23 protein-coding genes and 1 pseudogene are annotated in these 25,743 nt (G+C 64.4%); 11 read left to right on the plus strand and 13 right to left on the minus strand.

Annotation, left to right across the window (positions count from 1 at the left end; genetic code table 11):
* Positions 1-160 precede the first annotated feature (160 nt).
* From fdxA to FJ973_RS04430, 5 genes are all read right to left on the minus strand, one after another.
* Entirely contained in the window at positions 161-499 is a 339-nt protein-coding gene (fdxA, locus tag FJ973_RS04410) for a ferredoxin FdxA (protein ID WP_140493333.1), read from the minus strand.
* 204 nt (positions 500-703) lie between these two features.
* Positions 704-1,099 carry an RNA-binding S4 domain-containing protein gene (locus FJ973_RS04415; RefSeq protein WP_224518929.1) on the minus strand — a complete coding sequence of 132 codons (396 nt, stop codon included), beginning with the start codon at positions 1,097-1,099 and terminating at the stop codon, positions 704-706.
* Positions 1,100-1,113: 14 nt separating this feature from the next.
* Positions 1,114-4,428: a helicase-related protein gene (locus FJ973_RS04420; protein ID WP_140554934.1), complete on the minus strand. Its 3,315-nt coding sequence runs from the start codon at positions 4,426-4,428 to the stop codon at positions 1,114-1,116.
* 718 nt (positions 4,429-5,146) lie between these two features.
* The gene (gene phbB / locus FJ973_RS04425) at positions 5,147-5,872 is read right to left on the minus strand and encodes an acetoacetyl-CoA reductase (protein WP_140493339.1); all 726 of its coding nucleotides are present in this window, start codon (positions 5,870-5,872) and stop codon (positions 5,147-5,149) included.
* A 119-nt stretch (positions 5,873-5,991) separates the two neighbouring features.
* Positions 5,992-7,176, minus strand: coding sequence for an acetyl-CoA C-acetyltransferase (locus FJ973_RS04430; RefSeq protein WP_140554935.1), 1,185 nt, complete (start codon positions 7,174-7,176; stop codon positions 5,992-5,994).
* Between FJ973_RS04430 and FJ973_RS04435 the strand changes: the two genes are divergently transcribed.
* Together FJ973_RS04435 and phaR are read left to right on the plus strand one after the other, a co-directional pair.
* Positions 7,157-7,354, plus strand: a complete 198-nt coding sequence (locus FJ973_RS04435; protein ID WP_140493345.1) for a hypothetical protein — start codon at positions 7,157-7,159, stop codon at positions 7,352-7,354. The two genes, FJ973_RS04430 and FJ973_RS04435, sit on opposite strands and share 20 nt — an antisense overlap.
* Before the next feature lie 117 nt (positions 7,355-7,471).
* Positions 7,472-8,080, plus strand: a complete 609-nt coding sequence (gene phaR / locus FJ973_RS04440) for a polyhydroxyalkanoate synthesis repressor PhaR (protein ID WP_140493348.1) — start codon at positions 7,472-7,474, stop codon at positions 8,078-8,080.
* A 24-nt stretch (positions 8,081-8,104) separates the two neighbouring features.
* On the opposite strand, the gene FJ973_RS04445 is transcribed toward phaR, so the two are convergent.
* Positions 8,105-9,247 (minus strand): citrate synthase, encoded by a 1,143-nt coding sequence (locus FJ973_RS04445; RefSeq protein WP_140493351.1) that lies wholly within the window; start codon positions 9,245-9,247, stop codon positions 8,105-8,107.
* A 91-nt stretch (positions 9,248-9,338) separates the two neighbouring features.
* Between FJ973_RS04445 and FJ973_RS04450 the strand changes: the two are divergent.
* From FJ973_RS04450 to FJ973_RS04475, 6 genes and pseudogenes are all read left to right on the plus strand, one after another.
* Positions 9,339-10,428: pseudogene (locus FJ973_RS04450) on the plus strand (citrate synthase/methylcitrate synthase).
* Positions 10,429-10,640: 212 nt separating this feature from the next.
* Entirely contained in the window at positions 10,641-11,771 is a 1,131-nt protein-coding gene (locus FJ973_RS04455; protein ID WP_140517577.1) for a patatin-like phospholipase family protein, read from the plus strand.
* 373 nt (positions 11,772-12,144) lie between these two features.
* Positions 12,145-12,423, plus strand: a complete 279-nt coding sequence (locus tag FJ973_RS04460; protein WP_140560809.1) for a hypothetical protein — start codon at positions 12,145-12,147, stop codon at positions 12,421-12,423.
* Positions 12,424-12,544: 121 nt separating this feature from the next.
* A complete protein-coding gene (locus tag FJ973_RS04465) occupies positions 12,545-13,720 on the plus strand; it encodes an efflux RND transporter periplasmic adaptor subunit (RefSeq protein WP_140554937.1) in 1,176 nt (391 codons plus the stop codon).
* Between the two features lie 75 nt (positions 13,721-13,795).
* Complete coding sequence (locus FJ973_RS04470; RefSeq protein ID WP_140554938.1) at positions 13,796-16,972, plus strand: efflux RND transporter permease subunit; 3,177 nt, start codon at positions 13,796-13,798, stop codon at positions 16,970-16,972.
* A 97-nt stretch (positions 16,973-17,069) separates the two neighbouring features.
* Entirely contained in the window at positions 17,070-17,228 is a 159-nt protein-coding gene (locus FJ973_RS04475) for a DUF3309 family protein (protein WP_140493366.1), read from the plus strand.
* A 56-nt stretch (positions 17,229-17,284) separates the two neighbouring features.
* Here the strand turns inward: FJ973_RS04475 and FJ973_RS04480 are convergent, their stop codons facing one another.
* A complete protein-coding gene (locus tag FJ973_RS04480) occupies positions 17,285-18,241 on the minus strand; it encodes an SDR family oxidoreductase (RefSeq protein ID WP_140554939.1) in 957 nt (318 codons plus the stop codon).
* A gap of 68 nt (positions 18,242-18,309) precedes the next feature.
* Positions 18,310-18,519, minus strand: coding sequence for a DUF680 domain-containing protein (locus FJ973_RS04485; RefSeq protein WP_140554940.1), 210 nt, complete (start codon positions 18,517-18,519; stop codon positions 18,310-18,312).
* A 116-nt stretch (positions 18,520-18,635) separates the two neighbouring features.
* Here FJ973_RS04485 and FJ973_RS04490 point away from each other — a divergent pair, with 116 nt between their 5' ends.
* Positions 18,636-19,550: a LysR family transcriptional regulator gene (locus FJ973_RS04490; protein WP_140554941.1), complete on the plus strand. Its 915-nt coding sequence runs from the start codon at positions 18,636-18,638 to the stop codon at positions 19,548-19,550.
* Here FJ973_RS04490 and FJ973_RS04495 read toward each other — a convergent pair.
* The 3 genes from FJ973_RS04495 to FJ973_RS04505 form a co-directional block, all read right to left on the minus strand.
* Positions 19,508-20,689, minus strand: a complete 1,182-nt coding sequence (locus FJ973_RS04495) for an MFS transporter (protein ID WP_140554942.1) — start codon at positions 20,687-20,689, stop codon at positions 19,508-19,510. The genes FJ973_RS04490 and FJ973_RS04495 overlap by 43 nt on opposite strands.
* 130 nt (positions 20,690-20,819) lie before the next feature.
* Positions 20,820-21,128 (minus strand): DUF1244 domain-containing protein, encoded by a 309-nt coding sequence (locus FJ973_RS04500; protein ID WP_140517585.1) that lies wholly within the window; start codon positions 21,126-21,128, stop codon positions 20,820-20,822.
* A 10-nt stretch (positions 21,129-21,138) separates the two neighbouring features.
* Positions 21,139-21,936: an N-formylglutamate amidohydrolase gene (locus tag FJ973_RS04505; protein WP_140554943.1), complete on the minus strand. Its 798-nt coding sequence runs from the start codon at positions 21,934-21,936 to the stop codon at positions 21,139-21,141.
* A 246-nt stretch (positions 21,937-22,182) separates the two neighbouring features.
* On the opposite strand from FJ973_RS04505, the gene FJ973_RS04510 reads away from it, so the two are divergent.
* Positions 22,183-22,671, plus strand: coding sequence for a DUF1036 domain-containing protein (locus FJ973_RS04510; protein WP_140493388.1), 489 nt, complete (start codon positions 22,183-22,185; stop codon positions 22,669-22,671).
* Positions 22,668-24,101: a pyruvate kinase gene (gene pyk, locus FJ973_RS04515; RefSeq protein WP_140493391.1), complete on the plus strand. Its 1,434-nt coding sequence runs from the start codon at positions 22,668-22,670 to the stop codon at positions 24,099-24,101. Before FJ973_RS04510 ends, pyk begins: the two co-directional genes overlap by 4 nt.
* A 15-nt stretch (positions 24,102-24,116) precedes the next feature.
* On the opposite strand, the gene FJ973_RS04520 is transcribed toward pyk, so the two are convergent.
* Together FJ973_RS04520 and FJ973_RS04525 are read right to left on the minus strand one after the other, a co-directional pair.
* On the minus strand, positions 24,117-24,581 hold the full coding sequence (locus tag FJ973_RS04520) for a hypothetical protein (protein ID WP_140554972.1): 465 nt from the start codon (positions 24,579-24,581) through the stop codon (positions 24,117-24,119).
* A 52-nt stretch (positions 24,582-24,633) separates the two neighbouring features.
* Positions 24,634-25,701 carry an alpha/beta hydrolase gene (locus FJ973_RS04525; RefSeq protein ID WP_140493394.1) on the minus strand — a complete coding sequence of 356 codons (1,068 nt, stop codon included), beginning with the start codon at positions 25,699-25,701 and terminating at the stop codon, positions 24,634-24,636.
* Between the last annotated feature and the right edge of the window lie 42 nt (positions 25,702-25,743).

A 25,743-nucleotide genomic window follows, 5' to 3' on the forward strand; every position in this document is an offset into this window, starting at 1 on the left:
GACGTTGTGTCACCGGCATGTTTCGCTCATGTAACACAAAAAGTCGGAAGAATCAAGGTTTTGCTGCATAAGCGAAGGCCACAGGTTCACGCCGCCTGTCAAGGCGGTTAATAGGCCGTACCTCTTACGCCGCGTCATGCCGGTTGAAACGGCAGCGCTGTCAGTCGCCTTCTCCGGGTTCAGCCGAGAAATATTTCTCGAACTTGCCGGCCTCGCCATCGAAGGCCTTGGCATCGGCCGGCGGCTCCTTCTTGGCGGTGATATTAGGCCATTTCTCAGCGTATTCGGTGTTTATCTGCAGCCATTTGTCGAGGCCCGACTCAGTATCGGGCTTGATCGCGTCGGCGGGGCATTCCGGTTCGCAGACACCGCAGTCAATGCACTCGTCGGGATGGATGACGAGCATGTTCTCGCCCTCGTAGAAACAGTCGACCGGACAGACCTCGATGCAGTCCATATATTTGCATTTGATGCAATTGTCGGTCACGACATAGGTCATCGATCTGCTCCGGGACGTCCCGTTTTTGTTGGCTTTTTCCGTCAGGTAACGCCTTTGGCGCCCGCTTGCAAGGGCGGCCATTCCGGCCATGTCCGCATTGCCGGAATGGAATTCCAACGGGTCGGCAATGGCGGGCATCGGTCATGTGCTCGGACCGTTGTGTCGGCGGTGTGGAAGAACATACATGCCTCCGTGCACCGGCGGTCAGTCGTCGCCAAGCAAGCGGTCGGTCTCGCGGCGCTCCTTCTTCGTCGGGCGGCCGCTTCCGGCCTCGCGCAGCCCTGGGATCGCGTCGGGAGGCGCCTCGCCCGTCGGTGCGGCAGGCGGCGACATGTCTTCGTAGAGCGTGCGTGCCTCCACGGCGGGGCCGCGCCGGCTTCCCGCATCGAGCACCTTCCAGATGAAGATGCGCCGCTCCAGCGTGATGGTCAGGACGTCGCCAGGCTTGACCAGGTCGGAGGCCTGCGCTGCTTTGTCGCGATTGATGCGCACCCGGCCGGCCACGACCAGTTTGGCGGCCAGCGAGCGCGATTTCACCGCGCGCGAGAAGAACAGCCATTTGTCGATACGCTGGCGGTCGGTGGCCATCGGGGCGACCATCGGATCCTGTGCGGCTATTTCTTCAGCTGGTCGCGCAAAGCGGCGAGCTTGGCGAAGGGAGAGTCGGGATCGAAGCGCACCGGGCGCTCCTCGCGCGGTTTTGCCTGAAACGAGGGTTTGCCGCCTTGCGGGCCGCCCTTGCCTTCCGGCCTGCTGCCCGGCCGGCCCTCACGGCGGTCAGAACGCTCGCCCTGCGGCTTTCCCTCCCGCCGTTCCCCGCCTTCGCCTTGCGGCCTGGGCTTGAACTTCGAGCGATCGAAACGCGGCTTGCCGGCGCCATCGCGGCGCCCTTCGTGGGCGGGCCGGGTGCCGGGCTGGCCGACAGCGGCATCCGCCGGGGCATCGGAGCGCGCCGCCTGGCCGTTGCGCGGCCGGGCGCGGTTCTCGTGGTGACGGTGACGAGGCCGCTGGTCGAAGCGGCCCTGCCGCCACAACAGGATCGGCTTAGGCTCTTCGGCTTCCGCAGCGGGTCCCTGTTGGGGAGCGTCGGCGCTGTCCCCCTCCTCGCCTCGCTCCGCGATCTCCCCCGTCGAGGGGGAAGTGAGAGCGTCGGCGCTTTCGGCGGCAGAAGTCTCAGGCACGGCTTCTGCTACAGGCGCAACCTCTTGCGTAGCTTCGGCTGGAACTTCGGGTTGTTCTTCCGCAACAGTTTCGGCCGCTTCCGCAATGGGTTCAGCAGGAATTTCGACGGCGGTCTGGGCAGTCGCAGTTTCCGGATCTTCCGCGGATGTCTCCGCAGGCCTGTCCGTCGCAGCCGCCTCCGCCGCCTTGGCCTGCTCGGCGCGCGCGGCCTCTTCCGCTGCCAGCTTGGCCGCCACGGCTTCCCGGGCGGCATTGTCCTGCGCTTCCAGCCGTGCCTTGACTTCGGCCGCCGGCTTCGGCTCGGCACGGTAGCCAAGACCTTTCAGGATTTCTTCCATGTCATCGGCCGTGGCGCCGAGAATCGACATCATCGGCGGCGTCACCATGAAAGACTGGCCGTCATAGGCGCCATCCGGACGCTGGCCGAGGCCGGGCTTCCAGTTGGTCGCCGGGCGGATCAGGTCGGCCAGCCGTTCCAGAATGTCGATGCGCACGGCGCGGCGGCCGAGATTGCGGTAGCCGGCAAGCTTATAGAAGGCCTTGTCGAAAGCCGGATCGATGACCACCGAGGTGCGGCCCGATGCCAGCGCATGGACGACGTCGCCGAAGCCGAGCTTGTCCTTGCCGTCGTTTTTCAGCGCCCACAGCAACGTCACCAATCCCGCGGGCGCCGGCTTGATCAGCGCCGGCACGAAGACATGATAGGCGCCGAAGCGCACGCCCAGCCGGCGCAATGCCGCGCGGCCTTCCTGGTCGAGCGACTTCATCTCCTCGGCGATGTCGCGACGATTGATAAGGCCGAAATTCTCGACCAGCTGGAAGGCAATGCCGCGGCCGATACCCGATATCTGCTCGGCATTCTTTAAATCGACCAGCGGCTTCAGCAGGGATTCGATCTGGAAATTGACGAAGCGCTCGGCGCGCGCGGCGACCTTGTCACGCGCCGGGCCGGTCAGCTGTTCGTCGGCCAAAAGCACCAGACGCGGCTTCAGCGCGTCTTCACCGGCAACCAGAGTGCCGATCGGCGCGCCGATCCAGCGCAGCGTGCCGTCGGAACCGAGCGCGATGTCGCCATTGGCGCAGGCGCCGAAGCGTTCGGCGCGTGCCTCGAACTCCGCTGCCAGCGCCTTCTGGGCGGCCGCGCGCACGGCCTTGGCGTCTTCGCCGCCAGCGCTCTGATCGGCGGTGAAACGGAACCCCTGCAACTCGCCGACATGGTGGCCTTCGACGAGGACGGTTCCGGTTGGGCTTATTTCGGCTTCAGGCATGGTATTTTCTCTAAGGCGCCGCATGAGGACGGAAGTCCTGCGGTCTACGAAGCGTTTCGTCAACCGCTCATGCAGCGCATCCGACAATCTGTCTTCGATTTCGCGCGTCTTTTCCTGCCAGTGTGCCTGATCGGCCAGCCAGCCGGGCCGGTTCGACACGAATGTCCAGGTGCGGATCTGGGCGATGCGATGCGACAGCGTATCGATGTCGCCCTCGGTGGTGTCGGCGCGGCGCACCTGCTCGGCCATGTAATTCTCGTCGACATGGCCATGCCTGGCGAGGTCCATGTAGATCGACGCAATGAGGTCGGCGTGCTGGGCCGGCGCTATCTTGCGGTAGTCGGGGAGCGCGCAGGCCTCCCACAGCAGCGCGACGCGCCTTGCGTCGGTGGCGAGCGCCCTGATGTCCTCGTCACGCGACAGGTGCTCAAGCGCCTGCGCATCGACTGCCGGCAGCGCACGGGTCAGGCCTTCCACCGGGGCATTGGTCTCGATCGAGCGCTTCAGCGCGTCGAGGCTGGCGAAATTGAAACGCGCTGTGCGCCACTGCAGAACCTTAACGGGGTCGAAGTCGTGGCTTTCGATCTTCTTGACCAATTCCTCGTCCAGCGGGTCGACCTGGCCGGTGACGCCGAAGGTGCCGTCGCGCAGGTGCCGGCCGGCGCGCCCGGCGATCTGGCCAAGTTCGGCCGCCGTCAGGTTGCGATACTGATAGCCGTCGAACTTGCGGTTCTGGGCGAAGGCGACATGGTCGAGATCGAGGTTAAGGCCCATGCCGATGGCATCGGTGGCGACGAGATAATCGACGTCGCCCGACTGAAACAGCGCCACCTGGGCGTTGCGGGTGCGGGGCGAGAGCGCGCCAAGCACGACGGCCGCACCGCCCTGCTGGCGGCGGATCAGTTCGGCGATGGCATAGACCTCGTCGGCGGAGAAGGCGACGATCGCTGTGCGCCGGGGCAAGCGGGTCAGCTTCTTCGAACCGGCATAGGCCAGATGTGACAGCCGCGGTCGTGTCACCACCGAGACGCCTTTCAACAGGCGCTGCAAGATGCCGTGCATGGTGGCGGCGCCGAGCAGCAGCGTCTCCTGGCGGCCGCGCAGATGCAGGATGCGGTCGGTGAAGATGTGGCCGCGCTCGAGGTCCCCGGCAAGCTGCACCTCGTCGATGGCGACGAAGGCGGCATCGGTCTCGCGCGGCATGGCTTCGACGGTACAGACCGAATATCTGGCGCCTGGCGGCTGGATCTTCTCCTCGCCGGTGATGAGCGCCACCTTGTGGGCACCGACCTTTTCGCAGACGCGGGTATAGACCTCTCGCGCCAAGAGCCTGAGCGGCAGGCCGATGATGCCGCTTTCATGCGCCACCATGCGCTCGATGGCGAGATGGGTCTTGCCTGTGTTGGTCGGCCCAAGCACGGCAGTCACGTCGCGACCCGACAGGATCAGCGGCTCGGTGGGTTTCGGATGGATGTTCATCGGCTCGGAAATAAGGCTTTCTGGCCTCTCATTGTCGGGAGCACGCCTCGGGTGGCGCGTATGACAGGCGACACATAGGGATTTCAGGCGCGAAGCGAAAGCGGAATGTTCCGCTGGCGGTTCGAAGTCACCTCCGTCGAGCTTCGGTTCGGCTGCTGATTAAGGGTTGGAACGAGTCTGGAACGAATCGGCGACGAATCGCTGACTCGCCCGGATTCAGGTTTTGTTCACGGCTAGATGTGGAGTTTTGGCTGATGATCCTTACCACATGCTGAATCACGGAATTGGCCCGTTTCATGCTAGGCGAGAGCCGCCGTTAACTTTCGCTGGCAAAGCCGTGTGGCAGCCCGCCTTGCTTCATCCAAGCTTATGAAATTGTTGAACTTTCTTAATAGAAATTAACAGTTTGATAGGCGATTGCAACTGCTCTCGTTAGCATTGCGGCCAAACATGGAACGAAAGGGCGACGAATCGGCGATGTCGGGATTTTCCCTGTTTGTTCACGACAAGATGTAGTGTTGCGCACAGGTTTTCCACCGACAATGCACAGCTTATCCAGGCAGTTTTGCACAATACCCGCTGCCGCCATTAACCTTTGCGTGCCGGATTGGAACAGCAGGCCGACAGCCGTCATCGGACGGCGTCACGGACATCCGAAGCGGATGGCGAACGAGCCCTCCTTCAATCGGCACCGGGAAGCCGGCAGCCCGGCGAGACCTCAGGCAAAGTACTGGCCGCCATTGGCGGTGATGGTCGATCCCGTGATGAAGCCGGCGTCCTCGGAGGCGAGGAAGACGACGCAGCGCGCGATCTCCTCCGGCTCGCCGAGGCGCCCGACCGGGATTAGCGGGATGATGCGTTCGTTGAGCACCTTCTCATCGATCGCCCGGACCATTTCGGTGGCGATATAGCCTGGGCAGATGATGTTGACGGTGATGCCCGCGCGGGCTCCTTCCTGGGCCAGAGCCTTCGAGAAACCGATGTCGCCGGCCTTGGCCGCGGAGTAGTTGACCTGGCCGGCCTGGCCCTTCTGGCCATTGATGGAGGAGATGGTGATGACGCGGCCGAACTTGCGGTCGCGCATGCCGCTCCACAGCGGATGCGTCATGTTGAAAACGCCGGAGAGATTGGTGTCGATGACCTCCTTCCACTGCTCACGCGTCAGCTTGTGGAACATGGCGTCGCGCGTGATGCCGGCATTGTTGACCAGCACCGCGACCGGGCCCAGATCGGCCTCGACCTGCTTGATGCCGGCGGCGCAGGCGTCGTAGTCGGCGACCGACCATTTGTAGGTCTTGATGCCGGTTGTGGCCGTGAACTTGCTCGCCGCCTCATCATTGCCGGCGTAGTTGGCGGCAACCGAATAGCCGGCTTCCTTCAGCGCCATCGATATTGCCGCGCCGATGCCGCGCGATCCGCCCGTGACGATTGCAACCTTGGTCATGCGCTCCCTCCCTTTGGTTGGGAGAGTGAACAGGGAGTAGCGAATGACGAGTAGGGATCAGATATCCCATTGCGCCGACGCCGTTCTTCCCTATTCGCTACTCCCCATTCACTTCTCTTTTAGAGCGCTTCGACGCACATGGCGACGCCCATGCCGCCGCCGATGCACAGGGTGGAGAGACCCTTCTTGGCACCTCTTCGGCGCATCTCGTGGACCAGCGTGTTGAAAATGCGCGCGCCAGAGGCGCCGATCGGATGACCGATGGCGATGGCGCCACCATTGACGTTGACGATCGAGGGATCCCAGCCCATGTCCTTGTTGACCGCGCAGGCCTGCGCGGCGAAAGCCTCGTTGGCCTCGATCAGGTCGAGATCGCCGACCGACCAGCCGGCCTTTTCCAGCGCTTTTCGCGAGGCGGGAATCGGACCGGTGCCCATGATCGCCGGGTCAACGCCCGCGGTCGCCCAGGAGACGATGCGCGCCAGCGGGGTGATGCCCCGCCTGGCAGCTTCCGCTTCGCTCATCAAAAGCGCGCCGGCGGCGCCGTCGTTGATGCCGGAGGCATTGGCGGCGGTCACAGTGCCGTCCTTGTCGAAGGCCGGCTTCAGTTTGGTCATGGCATCCAGCGTCGCGCCATGGCGGATGTATTCGTCCTCGTCGACAATTGTATCGCCCTTCTTGCCCTTGATGGTGAAGGCGACGATCTCGTTCTTGAACCGGCCGGCCTTCTGCGCGGCCTCGGCCTTGTTCTGCGAGGCCAGCGCGAACTGGTCCTGGTCCTCGCGGGTGATCTGGAACTGGCGGGCGACGTTCTCGGCCGTGTTGCCCATGTGATAGCCATTAAAGGCATCCCACAGTCCATCCTTGATCATGGTGTCGATCATCTTGTAGTCGCCCATCTTGACGCCAGCGCGCAGATGCTGGGCGTGCGGCGACATCGACATCGATTCCTGGCCGCCGGCGACAACCACCTTGGCATCGCCGGTGGCGATCTGCTGCATGCCGAGCGCGATGGCGCGCAGGCCCGAGCCGCACACCTGGTTGAGGCCCCAGGCGGTGGTCTCCCTGGGCAGCCCGGCGAGGATCGAAGCCTGGCGGGCAGGGTTCTGCCCTTGGGCCGCGGTCAGCACCTGGCCAAGAATGACCTCGTCGACCTCGGCCGCCTCGACGGCGGCGCGCGACAACAATTCCCTTACGACGACGGCGCCAAGCTCGTGAGCCGGGGTGGCGGCGAAAGCGCCGTTGAAGGAACCGACCGGTGTGCGTGCCGCGCTGGCGACGACGATGGCATTGGAAGCGGGCATTCTGTTCTCCAAACTTCAAGCTGATGTTCTGTCATTGAAGACTTTTCTTGCCCTTTCCCAACCCCGAGTCAAACCGGAAATCGGCAGGGCACCCATGCGTCGCAAGCAAGCTGCGCATGGCCGCGACATCAAACTGTCCGCTGCTGCGCAGCATATTTCACCGGCCATGCAGCGATAATTAATCCCGCACTGCACAAACTGCTTGGAATTGTGACGCTTTTGCGCATATCCTTTGAACGGGCGCAATCGTTACCGGCGGCTTACTCAGGCGCGCCGGTGTCCGGGGAGGATGCAGATGGCTGCGAAAGACGATCCGATCGTCATCAAGAAATATGCCAATCGCCGGCTCTACAACACCGGCACCAGCACCTATGTGACGCTCGAGGACCTGGCCGAAATGGTCAAGAAGGGCGAAGAGTTCACGGTGCAGGACGCCAAGACCGGCGACGACATCACGCATCCGGTTCTGACCCAGATCATCTTCGAATTGGAGAACAAGGACGGGCAGAACATGCTGCCGATCCCGTTCCTGCGCCAGTTGATCGCCTTCTACGGCGACCAGATGCAGATGATCGTGCCGAGCTTCCTCGAACAGTCGATGATCGCCTTCTCCAAGGAACAGGAGCGCTTCCGCGAGCAGATGAAGGGCGCCATCGGCAAGTCACCACTCGACATGATGAAGATGGCCACGCCGATCAAGGCGCTGGAGGAGCAGACGCGCCGCAACATGGAAATGTTCCAGAATGCCATGCGGCTGTTCACGCCTTTCCCGCCGGCAGGCTCGGCACCTGCGGCGGCCCCCGCCGAACCGGCCAGGAAGGAAACGCCGGAAAAACCCGACGATCTGCAGCAGTTGAAGGACCAGATCGCGGCCATGCAGCGCAAGCTCGACACCATGTCGTGAGCGCGCAGCGCTTTTCTTCCGATCCTACGGCAATAATCCCTCATAGCGACCGCGCGGCCTGATGCTGCCGCCGCTCATTGCCTGTTCGACCATGTGGGCGGCCCAGCCAACGCTGCGCCCAAGCGCGAACAGCTGGAACGGCGCATCGCGCGGCAGGTCGAGGCTGCGCGTCAGAACGGCCAGGGCAAAGTCGACGTTCGGGCGGGCGCCGGTCGCGGCAATGGCGGCGATTTCCAGCGATCGCAATGTTCTGTCGGTGTTGTCGATGGCCGCCAAAAGCGCCGTGGCGCGGGGATCGCCTTCGGGATAGAGCGGATGGCCGAACGCTGGCAAAGGCCTGTCATGGCCGAGCCAGCGCCGGATCGCCGCATCGGCGCCGTGCCGCGCCGCATCGTCCGCGAGTTGCATCACCGCCTCGCCGGCGCCACCGTGCCGCGGACCGGAAAGTGTCGCCAGACCCGCGAGCAGGCAGGCGGCGGGCGAGGCTCCGGTCGAGGCCGCGACGCGCGCCGCGAAGGTCGATGCGTTGAGTTCGTGATCGGCAAGCAGCACAAGGGCGCGCCGGATAGCCTGCGCCCCGCCTTCATCCACCGACCAGCCTCGCGCCAACCGCATGTGCACCGGATCTGATCCCGCCGAGGCGCCAAGAGCGCCGGCCAGCACGCCGATCGCGCGCGCGGCGTCGGCGCACAGCGAGGCGGCGCCGCGCCCTAGTGAAGGCCGCCCCTGGCCGGCGAGCATGGCAAGTTGCATGAAGGCCGGGGCTCGGCCGAGTTGTTGGGATTGATCCGAGGCCGGAGCCTCGAAACCCACCGGCTCAGGCAGGGCCCACAGCACGGCGGCGGTCTCTTCGAGCGTGGCATGTTCGGACAGCGCAACGGCGTCGCGGCCCCGATAGACAAGGTGGCCGTGCGAAACGGTCGAGATCGAGGTGACGAGCGAGGGTTCGCCCCAGGCGATGGCGCTTTCGGCGATGGCCGATGGGCTGCGTCCGCGCTCTCTTCGCATCATCAGGGCCGCGATATCGTCGGCGCGATATTGGCTGCGGCGTGGATCGGCACTGTCCGGGCGCATGCCGATGCGCCCGCGACTGACATAGGCGTAGAGCGTCTGCGGCCGCACCTTGAGCCGTTCCAGCGCCTCGTCCCGCGGCAGCCATTCGGACATGTCGGTCCCATATTGATTATGTTGATCAAGATTGATGCGCGTGTTGCCCATCCTTATCCTTAGTGTCGGAAAAGCTCAAGGAGACAAAGCCATGGCGAACGGGCTCGATGATGTGGTGGCGGCGGAAACGGTGCTGTCCGACGTGGATGGGCTGGGCGGCCGCTTGACGATCCGGGGGTACTCCCTGCCGGAACTGGCCGGGCGATGGAACTATCCGCAGGTCGTTCGCCTGCTTCTCGACGGCTTCTTCTACGACCTTCCCGGAGACGCGGAACTGGCCGCGAGACTGGGCCAGGCGCGCGTCGAGGTGTTCGACCGGCTCTTGTCTTGCCTGCCCCTGCTGGCGCCGCTCGACGTCTATAGCGCCATGCGTGCCGGCATGGCGTTGCTGCCTGACGGCGAGACGCTGACGGACGCGCTTGGGCTGATCGCGGCGCCCGCCGTGCTGACGCCGGCGCTGTTGCGCCTGCGGCGCGGCGAGCAGCCGGTCGCGCCGGATGGGAGGGCCGATCATGCCGCCGATATGCTGAGGATGCTCGACGGTTCCGTGCCGACGCCGGCTCTGGCAAGGGCACTCGACACTTACCTCGTGACCGTCTGCGACCACGGCCTCAATGCCTCGACCTTCGCCACGCGCATCGTCGCCTCGACGCAGGCCGGGCTGACATCGTCGGTGCTGGCTGGCCTCGGGGCGCTCAAGGGCCCACTGCATGGCGGCGCGCCCGGCCCTGTCATCGAGATGCTCGACGCCATCCAGGCGCATGGCGACACCGCCGGCTGGCTGCGCGGCGAGATCGCGCGTGGTGAACGCATCATGGGCTTCGGCCACCGCATCTACCGCGTGCGCGATCCGCGCGCCGATGTGCTGAAGGCGGTGGTGCGGCAACTCGGCGGGGAGGGCGAGACCGGTCGCCGGCTGGCCTTCGCCGAGACAGTCGAACAGGCTGCGCTCGATGTGCTTCGGATTGCCAAGCCGCAGCGCTCGCTGCAGACCAATGTCGAGTTCTACACCGCGTTGGTGCTGGAAGCGGCGGGTTTTCCCAGCCAAGCCCTTCAGCAATGTCTTCGCGGCCGGGCGCGTCGCCGGTTGGGTCGCGCATGCGCGCGAGCAGCAGACGACGGGACGGCTGATCCGGCCGCTGTCGCGCTATGTCGGACCGATGCCGGACCTCGTCGCCTGAGCATCAAACCTGTTTGGAAGATACACCGCGCCCTCCGCCACAAGGCGGAGGGCGTTTCCGCATGATCGAAATTTCATGCCATCACGCGACCGTGCTCGTGTTCTTGCCTTGGTGCGTCCTTATATGCTGCACTGCAACATAGGTCTGCCGTGACGCTGACGTCCCGATTCCCGGGCACGCAATAAGTCAGGCACCGGGATCGACAGGAACGCATGACGAAGAACGGCAAGGCGGAGGAAGTAAAGAAGATCAACATCGCGCTTCAGGGCGGCGGTTCCCACGGGGCTTTTTCCTGGGGCGTGCTCGACCGGCTTCTGGAGGATGGCCGGCTGGAGATCGCAGCGGTGTCCGGCACAAGCGCGGGCGCGATGAACGCGGTGGCGCTGGCCGACGGCTTCGTTCGCGGCGGCGTCGAAGGCGCGCGCAAGAAGCTCGACGACTTCTGGCATGCGGTGGCGGCGAAGGGCCGGTTCAGCCCGGTGCAGCGCATGCCGTGGGACGTCGCCTGGGGCAATTGGTCGATCGAGAACACGCCGGGTTATGTCTTCTTCGACACCATGTCGCGCGTGTTCTCGCCCTATGTCGCCAACCCGCTCGGCCTCAATCCGCTGCGCGACGTGGTCGCGCAGGGGATCGATTTCGACAATGTACGCGCCTGCAAGTCGATGGAACTGTTCATCTCGGCCACCAATGTCGAGACAGGGCAGTTGCGGGTGTTTTCCGATGGCGAGATCGACCTCGACACAGTGATGGCCTCGGCCTGCCTGCCGCAACTGTTCCGCGCCGTCGAGATCAAGGGCGTGCCCTATTGGGATGGCGGTTATGGCGGCAATCCGGCGCTCTATCCGTTCTTCAAGACGGCTGCCACCGAGGACGTGCTTTTGGTGCAGATCAATCCGGTCGTGCGCGAGGGAACGCCCAAAAGCGCCAATGAGATCCAGAACCGCATCGACGAGATCACCTTCAACGCCGGGCTGCTGCGCGAATTCCGTTCGATCGCCTTCGTCAAGGAACTGATCGCCGCCGGCCGCCTGCCGCGGGGCGAGTACCGGGACATCCGCATGCACCGCATCGACGCCGATGAGGCCTTCAAGGACCTGTCGGCATCATCGAAGGTCAATGCCGAATGGGCATTCCTGGCCTATCTGCGCGATCTTGGCCGCACCGCCGCCAGCGACTGGCTGGAGGAGAACTACGATGCCGTCGGCAAGCGGCCGACGCTCGACCTCTCCGGCGAGCTCGACGACGGCTTCAAGCCGGTGCGGGGTCCGGCACCTGGCCGACGGGTGAAGGAATTCCTGGCCGCGCGCAAGAACCCCGAAGCGGAGCGTCGCCGGGCCTGAACCCGCATCCGTCACACGGGCGTGATCTGCCGCGCGGTGCCAGCAAGTTCCTTCCGGCGCCAGCAACAACCATCGCGTGTGAGGCGCGCATCATCATGCTGACGCCTGCTGCCAGTGTCGTGCGGGCGCCGCTGTTGGGCGCCATCCCTCGACCGTATCCGGAACGGTGACTGGCGGGCGAGGAATACTGCCACGAACAGCACCAGCAGGCGTTTTGTTCGAGGCTATATCATGTCTCAAGCCTAGACGGCGGAACGCAATGGAGCAGACGCATCGAGGCGACCCGTCCTCGCTCCTGGAGCATCCGGCTTGACCAGGGAACGACGCTCTGGATCAGAGTTGAACGGTCCGTTCTTCAAGCAATTCCAGTGTGTTGCGTGAAATGTCGCACGCCGGGATGGTCCGTCAGGCCGAGGTTATCATCGTGCTCGAAACCCGCGTGGGGTTGAAAATCGCCTCGCGCCGGCGTCGTGCCTCCGAGAGCAGACGCAGGCCCGGCGGCACCGGGCCTTCAACGGCCGATCATCGGTCGCCAACGAGCCCCGCTAAAGCCGCACCCTATTTGGGCAAAAAAATGCTTCGCGACGGCTATACTCTGTCCAGCTTCGCAATGCTGCTGCAACTTTCCGACTATATTGCGTTGCAAACTTGATGTAGAAGCGCGCTTCGCCGATCACGGCAATTTGAACACGGCCTGGCGCGCACCCATATCGGCGACGCGCTCCTCGAGGAGGACGCAGTCCCGGCCAAACCCCGCAGTGGAAAAAACGACGATGCCGAAAATCAGGTTTCACAAGCTTGCTGCCATTGTTGTGCTCATCGGTTTCGCCGCCTGGATGGCGACGGGCGAGTTTTCATCCGTTGGCAGTGCCGCCGCCGACGCCCAGAGGGCGGCAGAGGCCGAAAAGGCCAAGACGCCGGAGGCCGGCAAGCCGAACACGGCGCAAGCCGAGCCGAAAGCCGCGCCGCGCACCGTCGCGGTGGTGACGCCGCCGCGCAAGACCTATGCGCGCGCTATCCGCATTTCGGGGTTGACCGAGGCCGACAAGCGGGCGGTGCTGGCAACGCGCGTCGCCGGTGTCATCGACAAACTGCCGGTCAGCCAAGGCCAGCACGTCAAGACGGGCGATCTGGTTCTGATGCTGGCGGCCGAAGAGAAAATCTCGAATGTCGACAACGCCAAGCAGTTGCTGGCGCAACGCAGGGCCGAGCTCGACGCCGCCGAACGGCTGGCCAAGACCGGCAATCTGCCGAAGCTGCAGCTCGACACGGCGCGCTCGAATTTGACCTCGGCGCAATCAATGCTGGAGACCGCGCAGGCCGAGCTCGACCGCAACGAGGTCAAGGCGCCGTTCGACGGCGTCATCGACAGGGTGCCGGTGGAACTCGGCAGCTCGGTCATGCAAGGCGGCGAGGTGGCGACCATCCTCAAGCTCGATCCGGTGATCGCCCGCGGCGAAATCAGCGAACGCGACCTGCGCTACATCAAGATCGGCGAAGAGGCCAATGTGCGCCTGGTCAACGACCAGAAGGTCACCGGCACCGTGCGGTATATCAGCCGCGACGCCTCCTCCCAGACCCGCACCTTCCGTGTCGAAGTGGCGATCCCCAATGCGGATGGCAGCATCCCCGCCGGTATGACGGCCGAGATCACGCTCAGCGCCGAGCCGACCGATGCGGTTCTGCTGCCGCGTTCGGTGGTGACGCTGGGTGACAAGGGTGATCTCGGCATCCGCGCCGTCGGCAGCGACGACAAGGTGGCCTTCTACCCGATCGACCTGGTGGACGACACGCCGAACGGTCTCGTGCTCGGCGGAATTCCGAAAGATGCGCGCATCATTGTCGCCGGCCAGGAACTGGTGAAGGAAGGCGATATCGTCAAGCCCGTCGAGGCCGACCAGGCGACCATCAACAAGCTGATCGGCGAAGCCACCGCCGGTACGCAGTAGCGCAAAGCCCGGCGTCGGGATCTCCGGCGCCTCCCGCCAGTTCGCCGCTTCCGAAGAAACAGCAGGCATCAAGTCATGGATATCGTCAGACTCGCAATCCACAACGCCCGCCTCACAATATCCGCCCTGCTGTTCCTGCTGGCGGCGGGCTGGGTCGCCTATCAGTCGACGCCCAAGGAAGCGGAACCCGACGTTCCGATCCCGATGATGTATATCAGCCTGATCTACCAGGGCATTTCGCCGGAGGATTCGGAACGCCTTCTCCTGCGGCCGATGGAAAGCAAGCTGAAGAGCCTGAAGGGCCTCAAGGAGATGCGCTCGGCCGCCTTCCAGGGCGGCGGCTACGTGCTTGTCGAGTTCCAGCCGCAAACCAATCTGGCCACGGCGCTCCAGGACACGCGCAGCAAGGTGCAGGACGCCAAGGCCGACCTGCCGCAGGCGGCCGAGGAGCCGACGGTCAACGAGGTCAACGTTTCCGAGTTTCCGGTCCTCGTCGTCACTCTGTCGGGCGACGTGCCGGAGCGCTTGCTGACGGCGGCTGCGCGCGAACTGCGCGACCGTATCGAAGAGGTACCGGGCGTGCTGGAAGGCTCGCTGCAGGGCGCGCGCGACGATCTGGTCGAAGTGGTCACCGATCCCGTGAAGCTGTCCTCCTACGGGCTGCAGCTCGACCAGCTGATGCAAGGCGTCGGCGCCTCCAACAGCCTGGTCGCCGCCGGCAATCTCGAAGGCTCGGAAGGCAAATACGCGGTCAAGGTGCCGTCGCTGATCGAGACGCCCGAGGACGTGGCCAACCTGCCGGTCGTCGCCACACCCAACGCCGTGGTGCAGGCCAAGGACATCGCCACCATACGCTCGACCTTCAAGGACGCCGAGACGGTCACTCGCCTCGACGGCAAGCCGGCCATCGCCATCGAGGTGAAGAAGCGCATCGGCGCCAACCTGATCGACACGCTGAACCATGTCAGGGAGGTGTCCGACACCTTCATCAAGACGATGCCCGAAGGCATGCATGTCACCTACACGCAGGACAAGTCGGTCTTCGTCAACCAGCTCTTGGGTGACCTCCAGAACCACGTCATGATCGCCGTGATCCTGGTGTTCATCGTCATTCTCTACGCGCTGTCGGGCCGCGCCTCGCTGCTCATCGGGCTGGCCATACCATCGTCCTTCCTGATCGGCATATTGCTGCTTGCCATGATGGGCTACACGATCAACATGATCGTGCTGTTCAGCCTCATCCTGGCTGTCGGCATGCTGGTCGACGACGCCATCATCGTCACCGAGTTCGCCGAGCGGCGCATGAGCGAAGGCATGCCGAAGGCGGATGCCTTCGCGCTCGCCGCCAAGCGCATGGCCGGCCCGGTCATCGCGGCGACGATGACGCGCATCGCCGCGTTCTCGCCGCTGCTGTTCTGGCCCGGCATCATCGGCGACTTCATGAAATACATGCCGATCACGCTGATCGTCACGCTGTCGGCCTCGATGCTCTATGCGCTGGTGTTCGCGCCGACGCTGGGCGCGATCTTCGCCAAGGCGCCGAAGCATCACGAGGACGACAACCGCGACGGCTGGTACATGGCCATCGTCAAGCAGGCGGTGCGCTTCCCGATCACCGTCCTGGTGCTCACCGTGGCGCTGCTGTTCGGCGTCGGCTACGCCTATTCGAAATACGGCGCCGGCGTCGAGTTCTTCCCCAGCGTCGAGCCGGACTACGGCCTGCTCTACGTGCATGCGCGCGGCAATCTTTCGCTGGCCGAGATGGATGCCGCCACCAGGACGGCGGAGAACAGGCTGCTCGGCTGGCCGGGCGTAAAATCGGTCTATACACGCGCCGGCAAGACTCAGGGCGGCGGCCAGGACATTCCCGAGGACGTCGTCGGCGTGATCCAGTACGAGTTCGTCGACTGGCGCGAGCGCAAATCCGCCAACCAGATCCTCAGCGACCTGCGCGGCGTCATGGCCGGCATTCCCGGCGTCGACGTCGAGGTGCGCGTGCCGGAGGCCGGCCCGCCGACCGGCAAGCCGATCCAGATCAGGCTTTCGGCCGCCGATCCCGCCGGGCTCGACGACAAGGCGCGCGAAGTGGCGGCGCGGATCGCCAAGGTGCCCAACGTCATCGACATTTCGGACGGCCTGCCGCCGCCCGGCGTCGACTGGGCGCTCGAGGTCGACCGCGCCAAGGCCGCCCAATACGGCATCAGCCCGACCTCGGTCGGCACCGTGGTGCAGCTGGTGACCAACGGCTTGAAGCTGTCGGAATACCGGCCGGCGGGCGCGGACGATGCCGTCGACATCCGCCTGCGCCTTCCGGAAGACCGGCGCACGCTGTCGACGCTCGACGAACTCAGGGTGCAGACGTCGCAAGGGTCGGTGCCGATCTCGAACTTCGTCGTGCGCAAGCCCGAGCCGACGGTCGGCATCCTCAACCGCATCGACGGCGCGCGCACCGTCGTGGTGCAGGCCAATGTCGCCGCCGGAGCGCAGGTCGCCGCCGTACAGGAGCAGGTGACCAAGGCGGTCTCGGACATGGATCTCGGCAGCGGCATCCGCTGGAAGCTCGCCGGCTCCAACGAGGACAGCGCGGAAGCGAGCGCCTTCCTCAGCAAGGCCTTCGGCGCGGCGATCTTCCTGATCTTCCTGGTGCTGCTGGCGCAGTTCAACAAGTTCACCAGCGTCTGGCTGGTGCTGTCCTGCGTGGTCATGGCGACGATCGGCGTGTTCCTGGGCCTGCTTCTGACAGGCGAAGCGTTCGGCATCGTCATGTCGGGCATCGGCGTCATCGCGCTGGCCGGCGTGGTGGTCAACAACAATATCGTGCTGATCGACACCTATGACCGGCTGCGCGAGGAGGGCTGGGACAAGATGGAAGCGGTGCTGCAGACCTGCCGCGAGCGTGCCCGCCCGGTGGTGCTGACGGCGGTTTCGGCTATCCTCGGCGTGCTGCCGATCGCCTTCGGCCTCGGCCTCGAGATCTTCCATCATGAGACGACGATCAACGCGCCTTCGACGCAATGGTGGATTTCGCTGTCCTCGGCGATCGTGTTCGGCCTGTCCTTCGCCACCGTGCTGACGCTGGTGGTGACGCCGTCGATGCTGATGGTGTTCACCCGCGCCAAGGTCAAGCCAGGCGCGCGGCGAGGGTGGTTCAGCCGGCTGTTGCGACGCGGCAAGGGAGAGATCTCGCCGCAGGAGCCAGCAGCCGATGGCGACGCCGAGCCGGCAATCGCCTTCCCGAAGGCCGCCGAATAGAGCGGTTTCGCAAGCCAGGTCAAAAGGCAGCCCGGGAACTACCGGGCGGCCTTTTGCATTGTTCCCTCGGATTCAACCAGACGGCGAGGGCTCTAAAATGACGATCAGCACGATTCTCATCATCATCCTGATCCTGATCCTGATTGGCGCGGTGCCGGCATGGCCGCATTCGCGCTCCTGGGGTTACGGGCCGTCGGGCATCGTCGGCGTCGTCCTCGTCGTGGTGCTTATCCTGCTTCTGATGGGCCGGATCTGACCGGCACCAATTTGCGGCCGAGCACGCCGTTGCCGTCTTTTCGGCACGCTCGGCAGTCACGCTGCTTGGTGGGCCGGCGCGACGGCGACGCCGATATCCTGCAACGCTTCATGCACCGCCTGGTCCAGGTGTGTATGCGGGATTTCGCCGATGACCTCGTTCAGTCGCGCCGAGACCAGCCGGTGCGCTTCGAAGCGCAGATAGGACATCGAGACGATCTCGCGCCACATCGCCACGAACGGGCTGCCGGCGCGCAGCACCCACCACGGCATGAAGCTTAGTTTAAGCTTGCGTCCGAGCGCCTTTTCGGCGGCCGCCTTGATCTCGATGTCGGTGACGGCATGGCCCGGAAAATTCAGCGCCTCGTAAGAGCCGAGCTTGTCGAGATTGCGCGCCAGTGCGACGAAACCGACAGCGAAATCCGGCAGATAGGCCCATTCATGCACCAGATCGGCCGGGCCGGGCGCGGTGTAGATGCCCTTGCTCATCTTGGCGGCGACGACGAGGTCGAACCAGGAGCCGCTGCCGGTGCCGCCGAAGAAATCGCCGGCGCGCAGAATAATCGTGCGCACCCGACCCGCCTCAGCTTCACGGCGGAATAGGGCCTCCATGGCGCAGCGGATCCGCCCTTTCTCGGTTGTCGGGTGGAACGGCGTGTCTTCCGTGATCACCGCCGGCATCGGCGAGCCATAATTGTAGACGGTGCCGGGGAAGAGATGCAGCGTGCCGTTGGCCCGGCAGGCGGCCATGACATTCTCGGCCATCGGCAGGCACTTGCCCCAGTCGGTGTAGATCGGGTTCAGGCCGTTGAAAATGATGTCGACGCCCTGCGTGGCGCGGATCAGAGACTCGCGGTCCAGCGCATCGCCGGCGACGGCCGTCGCGCCTGCAAGCTCAGCCGGCACCTTGCCGGTGCGGGTGATGGCGCGGACATCATAGCCCGCGTCGATGAAGGCCTTGGCGACCACGCGGCCGAGCCGGCCATTGGCGCCAAGGATTGCAATCTTGGTCATTCTTCGTCTCCTGTTTGCTGTGAAGCGACGGGACAAGCCCGCCGCCTTGGGGATATCTCGAGGTCTGTTCAGCGGTTGCCGAAGAGGTCGCGGTTGCTGCCCTGGACGACCGGCTTCCGGATGATCGCATTCGACTTCTCGATCGATGTGGTGATCGTCTTGTCTTTGCTGGCGACAGGCGCCTGGCTGGCATTGTTCGAGCCGAACTTGTCGCTGCTTGCGAAAGCGGCGTTGGCGGCGATGGGGAGGGCAGCGGCGGTGAGTGCAATCCTGGTCATTTGGGTTACTCCTGATTGGCTTGTTGCAGGGCGTATCGATGTTTGCAGGCCGAATATGATTGCCTCACCAATGAATTGAAATTGACCATGTGTGCAGTTCTGATATTCAGTTGTGAATGGCTGATATCGACTGGAACCTGATCAAGAGCTTCGTCACGGTCGCTGAGACCGGCAGCCTGTCGGCCGCGGCGAGAAAGCTGTCGGCAAGCCAGCCGACGCTTGGCCGCCACATCTCGGAACTGGAACAGGCGCTCGGCGTCATCCTGTTCCGGCGCGGGCGAAGCGGCTACGCGCTGACCGAAGCCGGGGCCACTCTCTTCGAGCGCGGCAAGGCGGTGAGCGAGCAGGCGAGCGCTTTTTCACGGCTGGCGCTGGGTTCGGTCGAAGCGATCGAAGGGACGGTGCGCATCGCCGCCAGCGAGGTGGTGGCGGCCTATGTGCTGCCCGACATGATGGCGCGGCTCGGCATCGAGGAGCCCGGCATCGAGGTCGAGATCGTCGCTTCCAACCAGGTCGAGAACCTGCTGCGCCGGGATGCCGACATCGCCATCCGCATGGTCAAGCCGACACAGAACGAGTTGGTGGCGCGCAAGGTCTGCGATATCGCGCTCTGCGCCTGTGCTTCCCTAGCCTATCTCGACCGGTGCGGCCGCCCGCGCGAGCCGGCCGACCTGCTCGACCACGCGCTGATCGGCTTCGACCGGAGCGACGAGATGATCCGAGGCTTTACGCATTTCGGCATATCGGTCACGCGGAACAGTTTTCGCTTCCGGGCCGACAACCAGATCGTGCTTTGGGAGGCGGTGCGGGCGGGAAACGGCATCGGCCTCGGCCAGGAGCCGCTGGCCGAGCGGGACCCCCTGGTGGAGAAGGTGCTGCCGGGCCTGCCGCTGCCCAAGCTGCCGGTGTGGCTGGCCATGCATCGCGACGTGCGCACCAGCGTGCGCATCCGACGCGTGGCGGATTTCCTTCACGAGGAACTGAAACGCTATTCGGCCGGCGCCGCGTCGGGAGCGAATTCGGCGCGATGAGCCAATCCGGCCATCAGCAGTACGACGATCAGCAGACCCGACATGGCGATGAAGATCGGGCCGAAGCTGGAATGCTCGGCGACGAAGCCGATCGCCGAGGGCGCCACGAGGATGCCGGAATAGCCCATGGTGGTGACGACGCTCATGCCGGTGCCCGATGAAATGCCTTCCTGGTTGCCGCCGGCCGAAAAGATGATCGGCACCATATTGGCGATGCCGAAGCCGCACAGAGCGAAGGCGGAGATGGCAAGCCACGGTGAGGGCGACAGGCCTGCGATCAGCATGCCGGCGGCAGCGATGATCGCCGAACCGCGCAACGTCGTCACGGCCCCGAAACGATTGCGCACGCCGTCGCCGAAGAAACGCATGATCGCCATGACACCGGAAAAGGCGGCGTAGGCGAGACCGGCAATGGCGAGATCGGCGCCGAGTTCCTGCCTGAGATAAAGCGCTGCCCAGTCGAGTACGGCGCCTTCGGAGACCATCGTCAGCAGCGCCATCAGGCCGACGAAGTAGACCAGCGGGTTTCCCGGCAAGGTGAATTTATGATGCTCGGCAGCCTGCGGCCTGCCCTCGGCGACGATATAGGGCACCGCCGCCGCGATCGCCGCTAAGGCAAGCGCCGTCACGACCGCGGCGTGGGCGAGGTGGCCGTAATTCTGGATGGCAAAGCCGCCAAGGGCACCGCCGGCGAAACCGCCGAGGCTCCAGAAGCCATGCGAGGAGGACATGATCGCGCGCGACAGCCGCCGCTCGACCACCACCGCATTGGCGTTCATGGCGACATCCATGCCGCCGATGGAGCCGCCAAAGATGAACATGGCGACGGCAGCCAGCGGCACGTTGGGCGCCAGCGCCACGACCAGCAGGCCGAGGCTGCCGCAGAGGCCAAACCAGCGCAGCACGGTGCGCGAGCCGTGTTTCGAAATCAGGTGACCGCACCAGGTCATGGCGGTGACGGCGCCGGCGCCGAACAGCAGGATCAAAAGCCCCAGAGTGAACTTGGAAATGTCCAGGCGGGTCAGGAACACCGGGATCTGCGGCGCCCAGCTGCCGGTCAGGAAGCCGTTGGCGAGGAAGATGGCCGCCACGGCCCAGCGGCCGCGAATGGCGGTCTGCATTGCATTCGACGCGTTCATAGGCGAATCCGGTCAGAAAGTGGCTTTGCGCGGCAAATTAGATCGATTCAATTTTCAGTCAAGCGCTGCGCTCGGGAAGCATTTGGGCCAAACCGAGCGCTCAAGGGTAATCGAGGACGTGAGAGACCACCTAGTGGTCTCTGGGTCGCCTGGCCTCGAATTCGGCCTTCTTGGCGTCGGAGGCTTCGGTCTGGTGCAGCGCCTGCCATTGCGCGTAAGGCATGCCGTAGACGATCTCGCGCGACTGGTCCTTGCTGAGATCGACGCCTTCGGCTTCCGCGGCCTCGCGATACCAGTTCGACAGGCAGTTGCGGCAGAAGCCGGCGAGATTCATCAAATCGATGTTCTGCACATCGCCGCGCTCACGCAAATGCGCCACCAGCCGGCGAAAGGCGGCGGCCTCGAAGTCGCGTTTCTGTTCGTCGCTGAGTTCGGTCATCGAAACCTCCTCATAACGGCCCGGTGCGCGAGCCGAACATCTTCACTTGGTGTATATCGGGACAGCGATCGATCGCGTCAACGATCGGCGCCAGACGCTCAGCCCACGAAAGCGCATCTCCGCCGGTCGCGATCAGGTCCTGGCGGATTTCGATCAGCGCGTGGGCATAGCCGTTGACGATGGCGTGCCTGAACATGGTGTCGCCCCGCAGCGCGCCGTCATAGGGCTCGTTGTCGCCGACAACGAGGTTTTTGTCAGCGGCCAACATGTCGATCAGCGGCCGCGCCACGCGGTCGTCGCGGTCCCACAGCACGCCGACATGCCACGGCCGCTGCCTGCCCTGCATGACCGGCGTGAAGGAATGCACGGAGAAGATGAAGGGTGCCTTGCCGGAAGCCTGCGCGACCGAGGCGATCATGGCGCCGACGGCGTCGTGATAGGGCCGGTAGAAGCGGTCAAGCCGCCTTTCGCGCTCCGCCGGGGCGAGGGGATAGTTTCCCGTCACGACGGTGCCGTCATAGAGCTGACGGATCAGCGTTGGATCATCCTCACCACGATTGGGATCGATCAGCAGCCGCGAAAAATTGGCGAGCACCGCTGGCACATCGAGCAAGGCAGCGAGTTCGCGCGTCACCGCCTCGACGCCGATGTCATAGGCGATGTGACGGTCGAACGCGGCCGCCGGCAGGCCAAGGCTGCCATAGTCTTCAGGCAGGTCGCGGCGGGCATGGTCGGCCAACAGCACCACGCCTCGCTTGCGGTCGCCCTCGACGACATCGAAAGGCGCGAAAACTGTGGATCGGGTCATTGGCGGGAAATGGTCTGTTCGCTGGCTTCCGGGGAGGATGCTATCGTCTTTCCACGAAGACGACGCGGGCGCAATGCCGTTGTTTGGCCAAGGTTTCCGCTGAAATCTGGCAAGGGGCGACGGATCGCGCGCCGGGAGCCTTCTTAAATCGATTGGAATTGGACAAAACGGCGCGTTGACATGCGCCCGGACTTTTCCGAAAAGGGGCGCAGAGAGATGCTGATGTGGTTCTTGAGGGGTTTCAGGATGAGTTCCGCCGGCGGGCGGCGCGTGCGCTTCGCCTTCGCCATGCCGCTCCTGACGCTCGCCGTGGGTTTGTCCGCGATGGTTGCGGCCTCGCCCGCCCGCGCTGATTTCCGCGTCTGCAACGCGACGCAAAACCTGGTCGGCGTCGGCATCGGCTATCGTGCCAAGGCCGGCTGGATCACCGAGGGCTGGTGGCACATCGAAGGATCGAGCTGCAAGACGCTGATCGAAGGGCCGCTGTCATCAAGGTTTTACTATCTTTATGCAGAAGACGCCGAACGCGGCGGACGCTGGGACGGCCCGATCAACATGTGCGTGGCTGAAAAAGAGTTCAAGATCGCCGGCGTCACCGATTGCGTCGCCCGGGGCTTCCAGCGCGCCGGATTCCAGGAATACGACACGGGCGAGCAGGCAAGCTGGATGGTCCAGCTAACCGACGACCCCGCAACGGGAGGCGCGCCAGCCGCCCCGGGAACAAACAGTCAATGAGACGCAGCCGCAAGGTCAAGATCCTAGCCACCATCGGTCCGGCCTCCTCTTCCGAGGAAATGCTGAAGAAGCTGTTCGAAGCGGGCGCCGATGTGTTCCGCATCAACATGAGCCATACCGATCACGAGTTGATGCGCACGCTGGTCGGACGCATCCGCGCCGTCGAGGAGACGGTCGGAAGGCCGATCGGCATCCTTGCCGACCTGCAAGGACCCAAGCTGCGCGTCGGCAAGTTCGCCAACGGCAAGGAGGTGCTGACCGTCGGCCAGACCTTCACGCTCGACGACAATCCCGAGCCCGGCACCGCGGCCAGGGTCTATCTGCCGCATCCCGAAATCCTGAGTTCGGTCGAGGCCGGCCACCGGCTGCTGATCGACGACGGAAAGCTGGAGCTGAAAGCGGTGAAGGCCAATGGCAAGGCGATCGTCTGCACCGTCGTTGCCGGCACCACGATTTCCGACAGAAAGGGCGTCAGCCTGCCCGATACCGACCTGCCGGTCGGCGCGCTGACCGAGAAGGACCGCAGGGATCTCGACGCGGTGCTCGCCACCGGCGTCGACTGGATAGCGCTGTCCTTCGTGCAGCGGCCGGAGGACCTGGCCGAAGCGCGCAAGATCGCACGCGGCCGGGCGCTGATCATGGCCAAGATCGAGAAGCCGCAGGCGGTTGCCCGTCTGGCCGAAATCATTGAACTCTCAGACGCGCTGATGGTCGCGCGCGGCGATCTCGGCGTCGAGATGCCGCTGGAAGCCGTGCCCGGGATCCAGAAGCAGATCACGCGCGCAGCGCGCCGCGCCGGCAAGCCGGTGGTGGTCGCCACGCAGATGCTGGAATCGATGATCACCGCGCCCGTGCCGACCCGCGCGGAAGTCTCCGACGTTTCGATCGCCGTCTTCGAAGGCGCCGACGCCATCATGCTTTCGGCCGAATCGGCCGCGGGCGCCTATCCGGTGGAAGCGGTGGCGATGATGAACCGCATCGCCACCAAGGTGGAAACCGATCCGACCTATGCAGGCATCATCAACGCCCAGCGTTCCGAGCCTGAAGCAACCGGCGCCGATGCGATCTCGCTGGCGGCCCGCGAAATCGCCGAGACGCTGAAACTGTCGGCGATCATCACCTACACGGCTTCCGGCACCACGGGCCTGCGCGCCGCGCGCGAGCGCCCGCAGGTGCCGATCGTGGCCCTGTCGCCGATCGTCAACACGGCGCGGCGGCTGTCGCTGCTGTGGGGCACGCACTGCGTCGTCTCCCCCGATGCCACCGATCTCGACGACATGGTCGATCGCGCCTGCCGCATCGCGCTTGAAGAGGAATTCGGCAAGCCCGGCGACCGCGTCATCATCACCGCCGGCGTGCCGCTAAGGACGCCCGGTTCGACCAATATGCTGCGCATCGCCTATGTCGGTTCGGACTTGGGCACCCGATAAGCCCGCCCCAGGGCTTCACCGCGTTGCGATCTTGAGAGCTCTTGTTGCCGCTGCGGCGTGGTCAATGCGCTGAAGGAAGCGACGCGCGCGGGGTATGGGATCTTGCAGGTATTGATCCGGTCCCCGCATCTTTCGCCGATTAAGTTCGGCAGTGTCGAGCAGATCGAAATCGACCTTTTCCAGCGTGCAGTGCCAGTCGGCGCTGTGCGAAGCCCATCCTCGTTTGTGGTGTTCCAGAAGCCGTTCGCGGCTGGAATAGCCATGGTAGTCGAAGGCGATCACGCCGTTGGTCACATAGATATGGTTTCCGGAATCGTTCCCGCTTGGAATGATCCGCTCGCCGTAAAATCCGTCCAGGGGAGGATAGCTGAGAAAGGCGCCCGCAAGGATGGGGCAGGCGCCGTAACCGAAGAAGATGCGGTCCGGCAGCGCCCAGAATTTTTCGGGATTTTTCTTTATGCCGTGTTTGAGGACGTACATGCCGCTCTGGCCCCGATACCCTTTTTCGACGACCATTTTCGGAAGACGCACATCAGGTCGGCGCCAACTCCGCTTCGGGTTCCTTGAGGTCGGCGCATTTGCCGACGCCATAGGCATCGCCGGCGATCCGCGCTTCCACCGCCCTTGCCATCGCCTCCAGATCCACACTCCTGCCGGCGGCCTTCTCGATGGCGCCAACGACCAGATCAGACGCGATCCAGTCCGGCTTGTGGCCGAGATTGCGCACCCAGACCAGTTCGGCGCTGGCAATGTTGCGCTCGAGGCCGACCGAATGGATATGGGCGTAGACGACCTTGTCTCGATCGCCCGAGATGACCACGGTCGGCGCCTTGATCTCGGCGTAGCGCGGCGCGGCCCCAAGCGCATAGCGGTAGAGGCCGGCGACATCGCTGGCATTTGCGCGGAAGGCCGACGGTCTCAGCACCAGCGGGATCGAGGCCTCGGCGACATAATTGTCCGGCACTTTGTTGGGCGAGAAGACGCAGGTCGTAGCGTCGGCGATCCGCAGCATTCCTGCCGGATAGCTCAGCGTTTCGGAGAACAGCCGGCCGATCACCGGAATGGTGGTCAGGTCGTAGTACCAGGCGGTTGCGCCGCCGGGCCACGGATGGGTTGCCGGTGCCAGGAATACCAGTCCGAGCGTCTTGTCGGCATGCTCGCGGCCGAAGGCGGTCGTCACCGCGCCACCGAAGGAATGGCCGACGATGATAGCCTGCTTCATGCCGAGATGGTCCATCAGCGCGGCGACGGTGTCGGCCTGCGACCACGGATCCTTGTTGTTGCCGGGCCCGCGTCCCGACCAACCGAATCCCGGCCGGTCGAAGAACAGCAATTCGGCGCGCCCTTCGAGCAACGGCCTGAGCGGCAGCATCTGATCCCTGAGATTGGCGCTGGCGCCGTGGATGAAGACAACAGGCGGCAGGTCGGCCTTGGCGTGGCCAGGAACGTGGACATAATGGATGCGCGCGCCATCGATGTCGATGAATTCGCCGACGGCCGGGTTGCGGCGCTCGATCAGCCAGGAGCCGACGCGGGTGATGCCGACAAGGCCAAAGACGAGCGCCAGAAGGAAGGCGAAGACGGCATAGAGCAAGTTCATGTGGGATATACGAGAGGGAGTAGGGGAGTAGGGGAGTAGGGG

It is taken from the genome of Mesorhizobium sp. B2-1-3 (assembly GCF_006442495.1).
GTDB lineage: Bacteria > Pseudomonadota > Alphaproteobacteria > Rhizobiales > Rhizobiaceae > Mesorhizobium.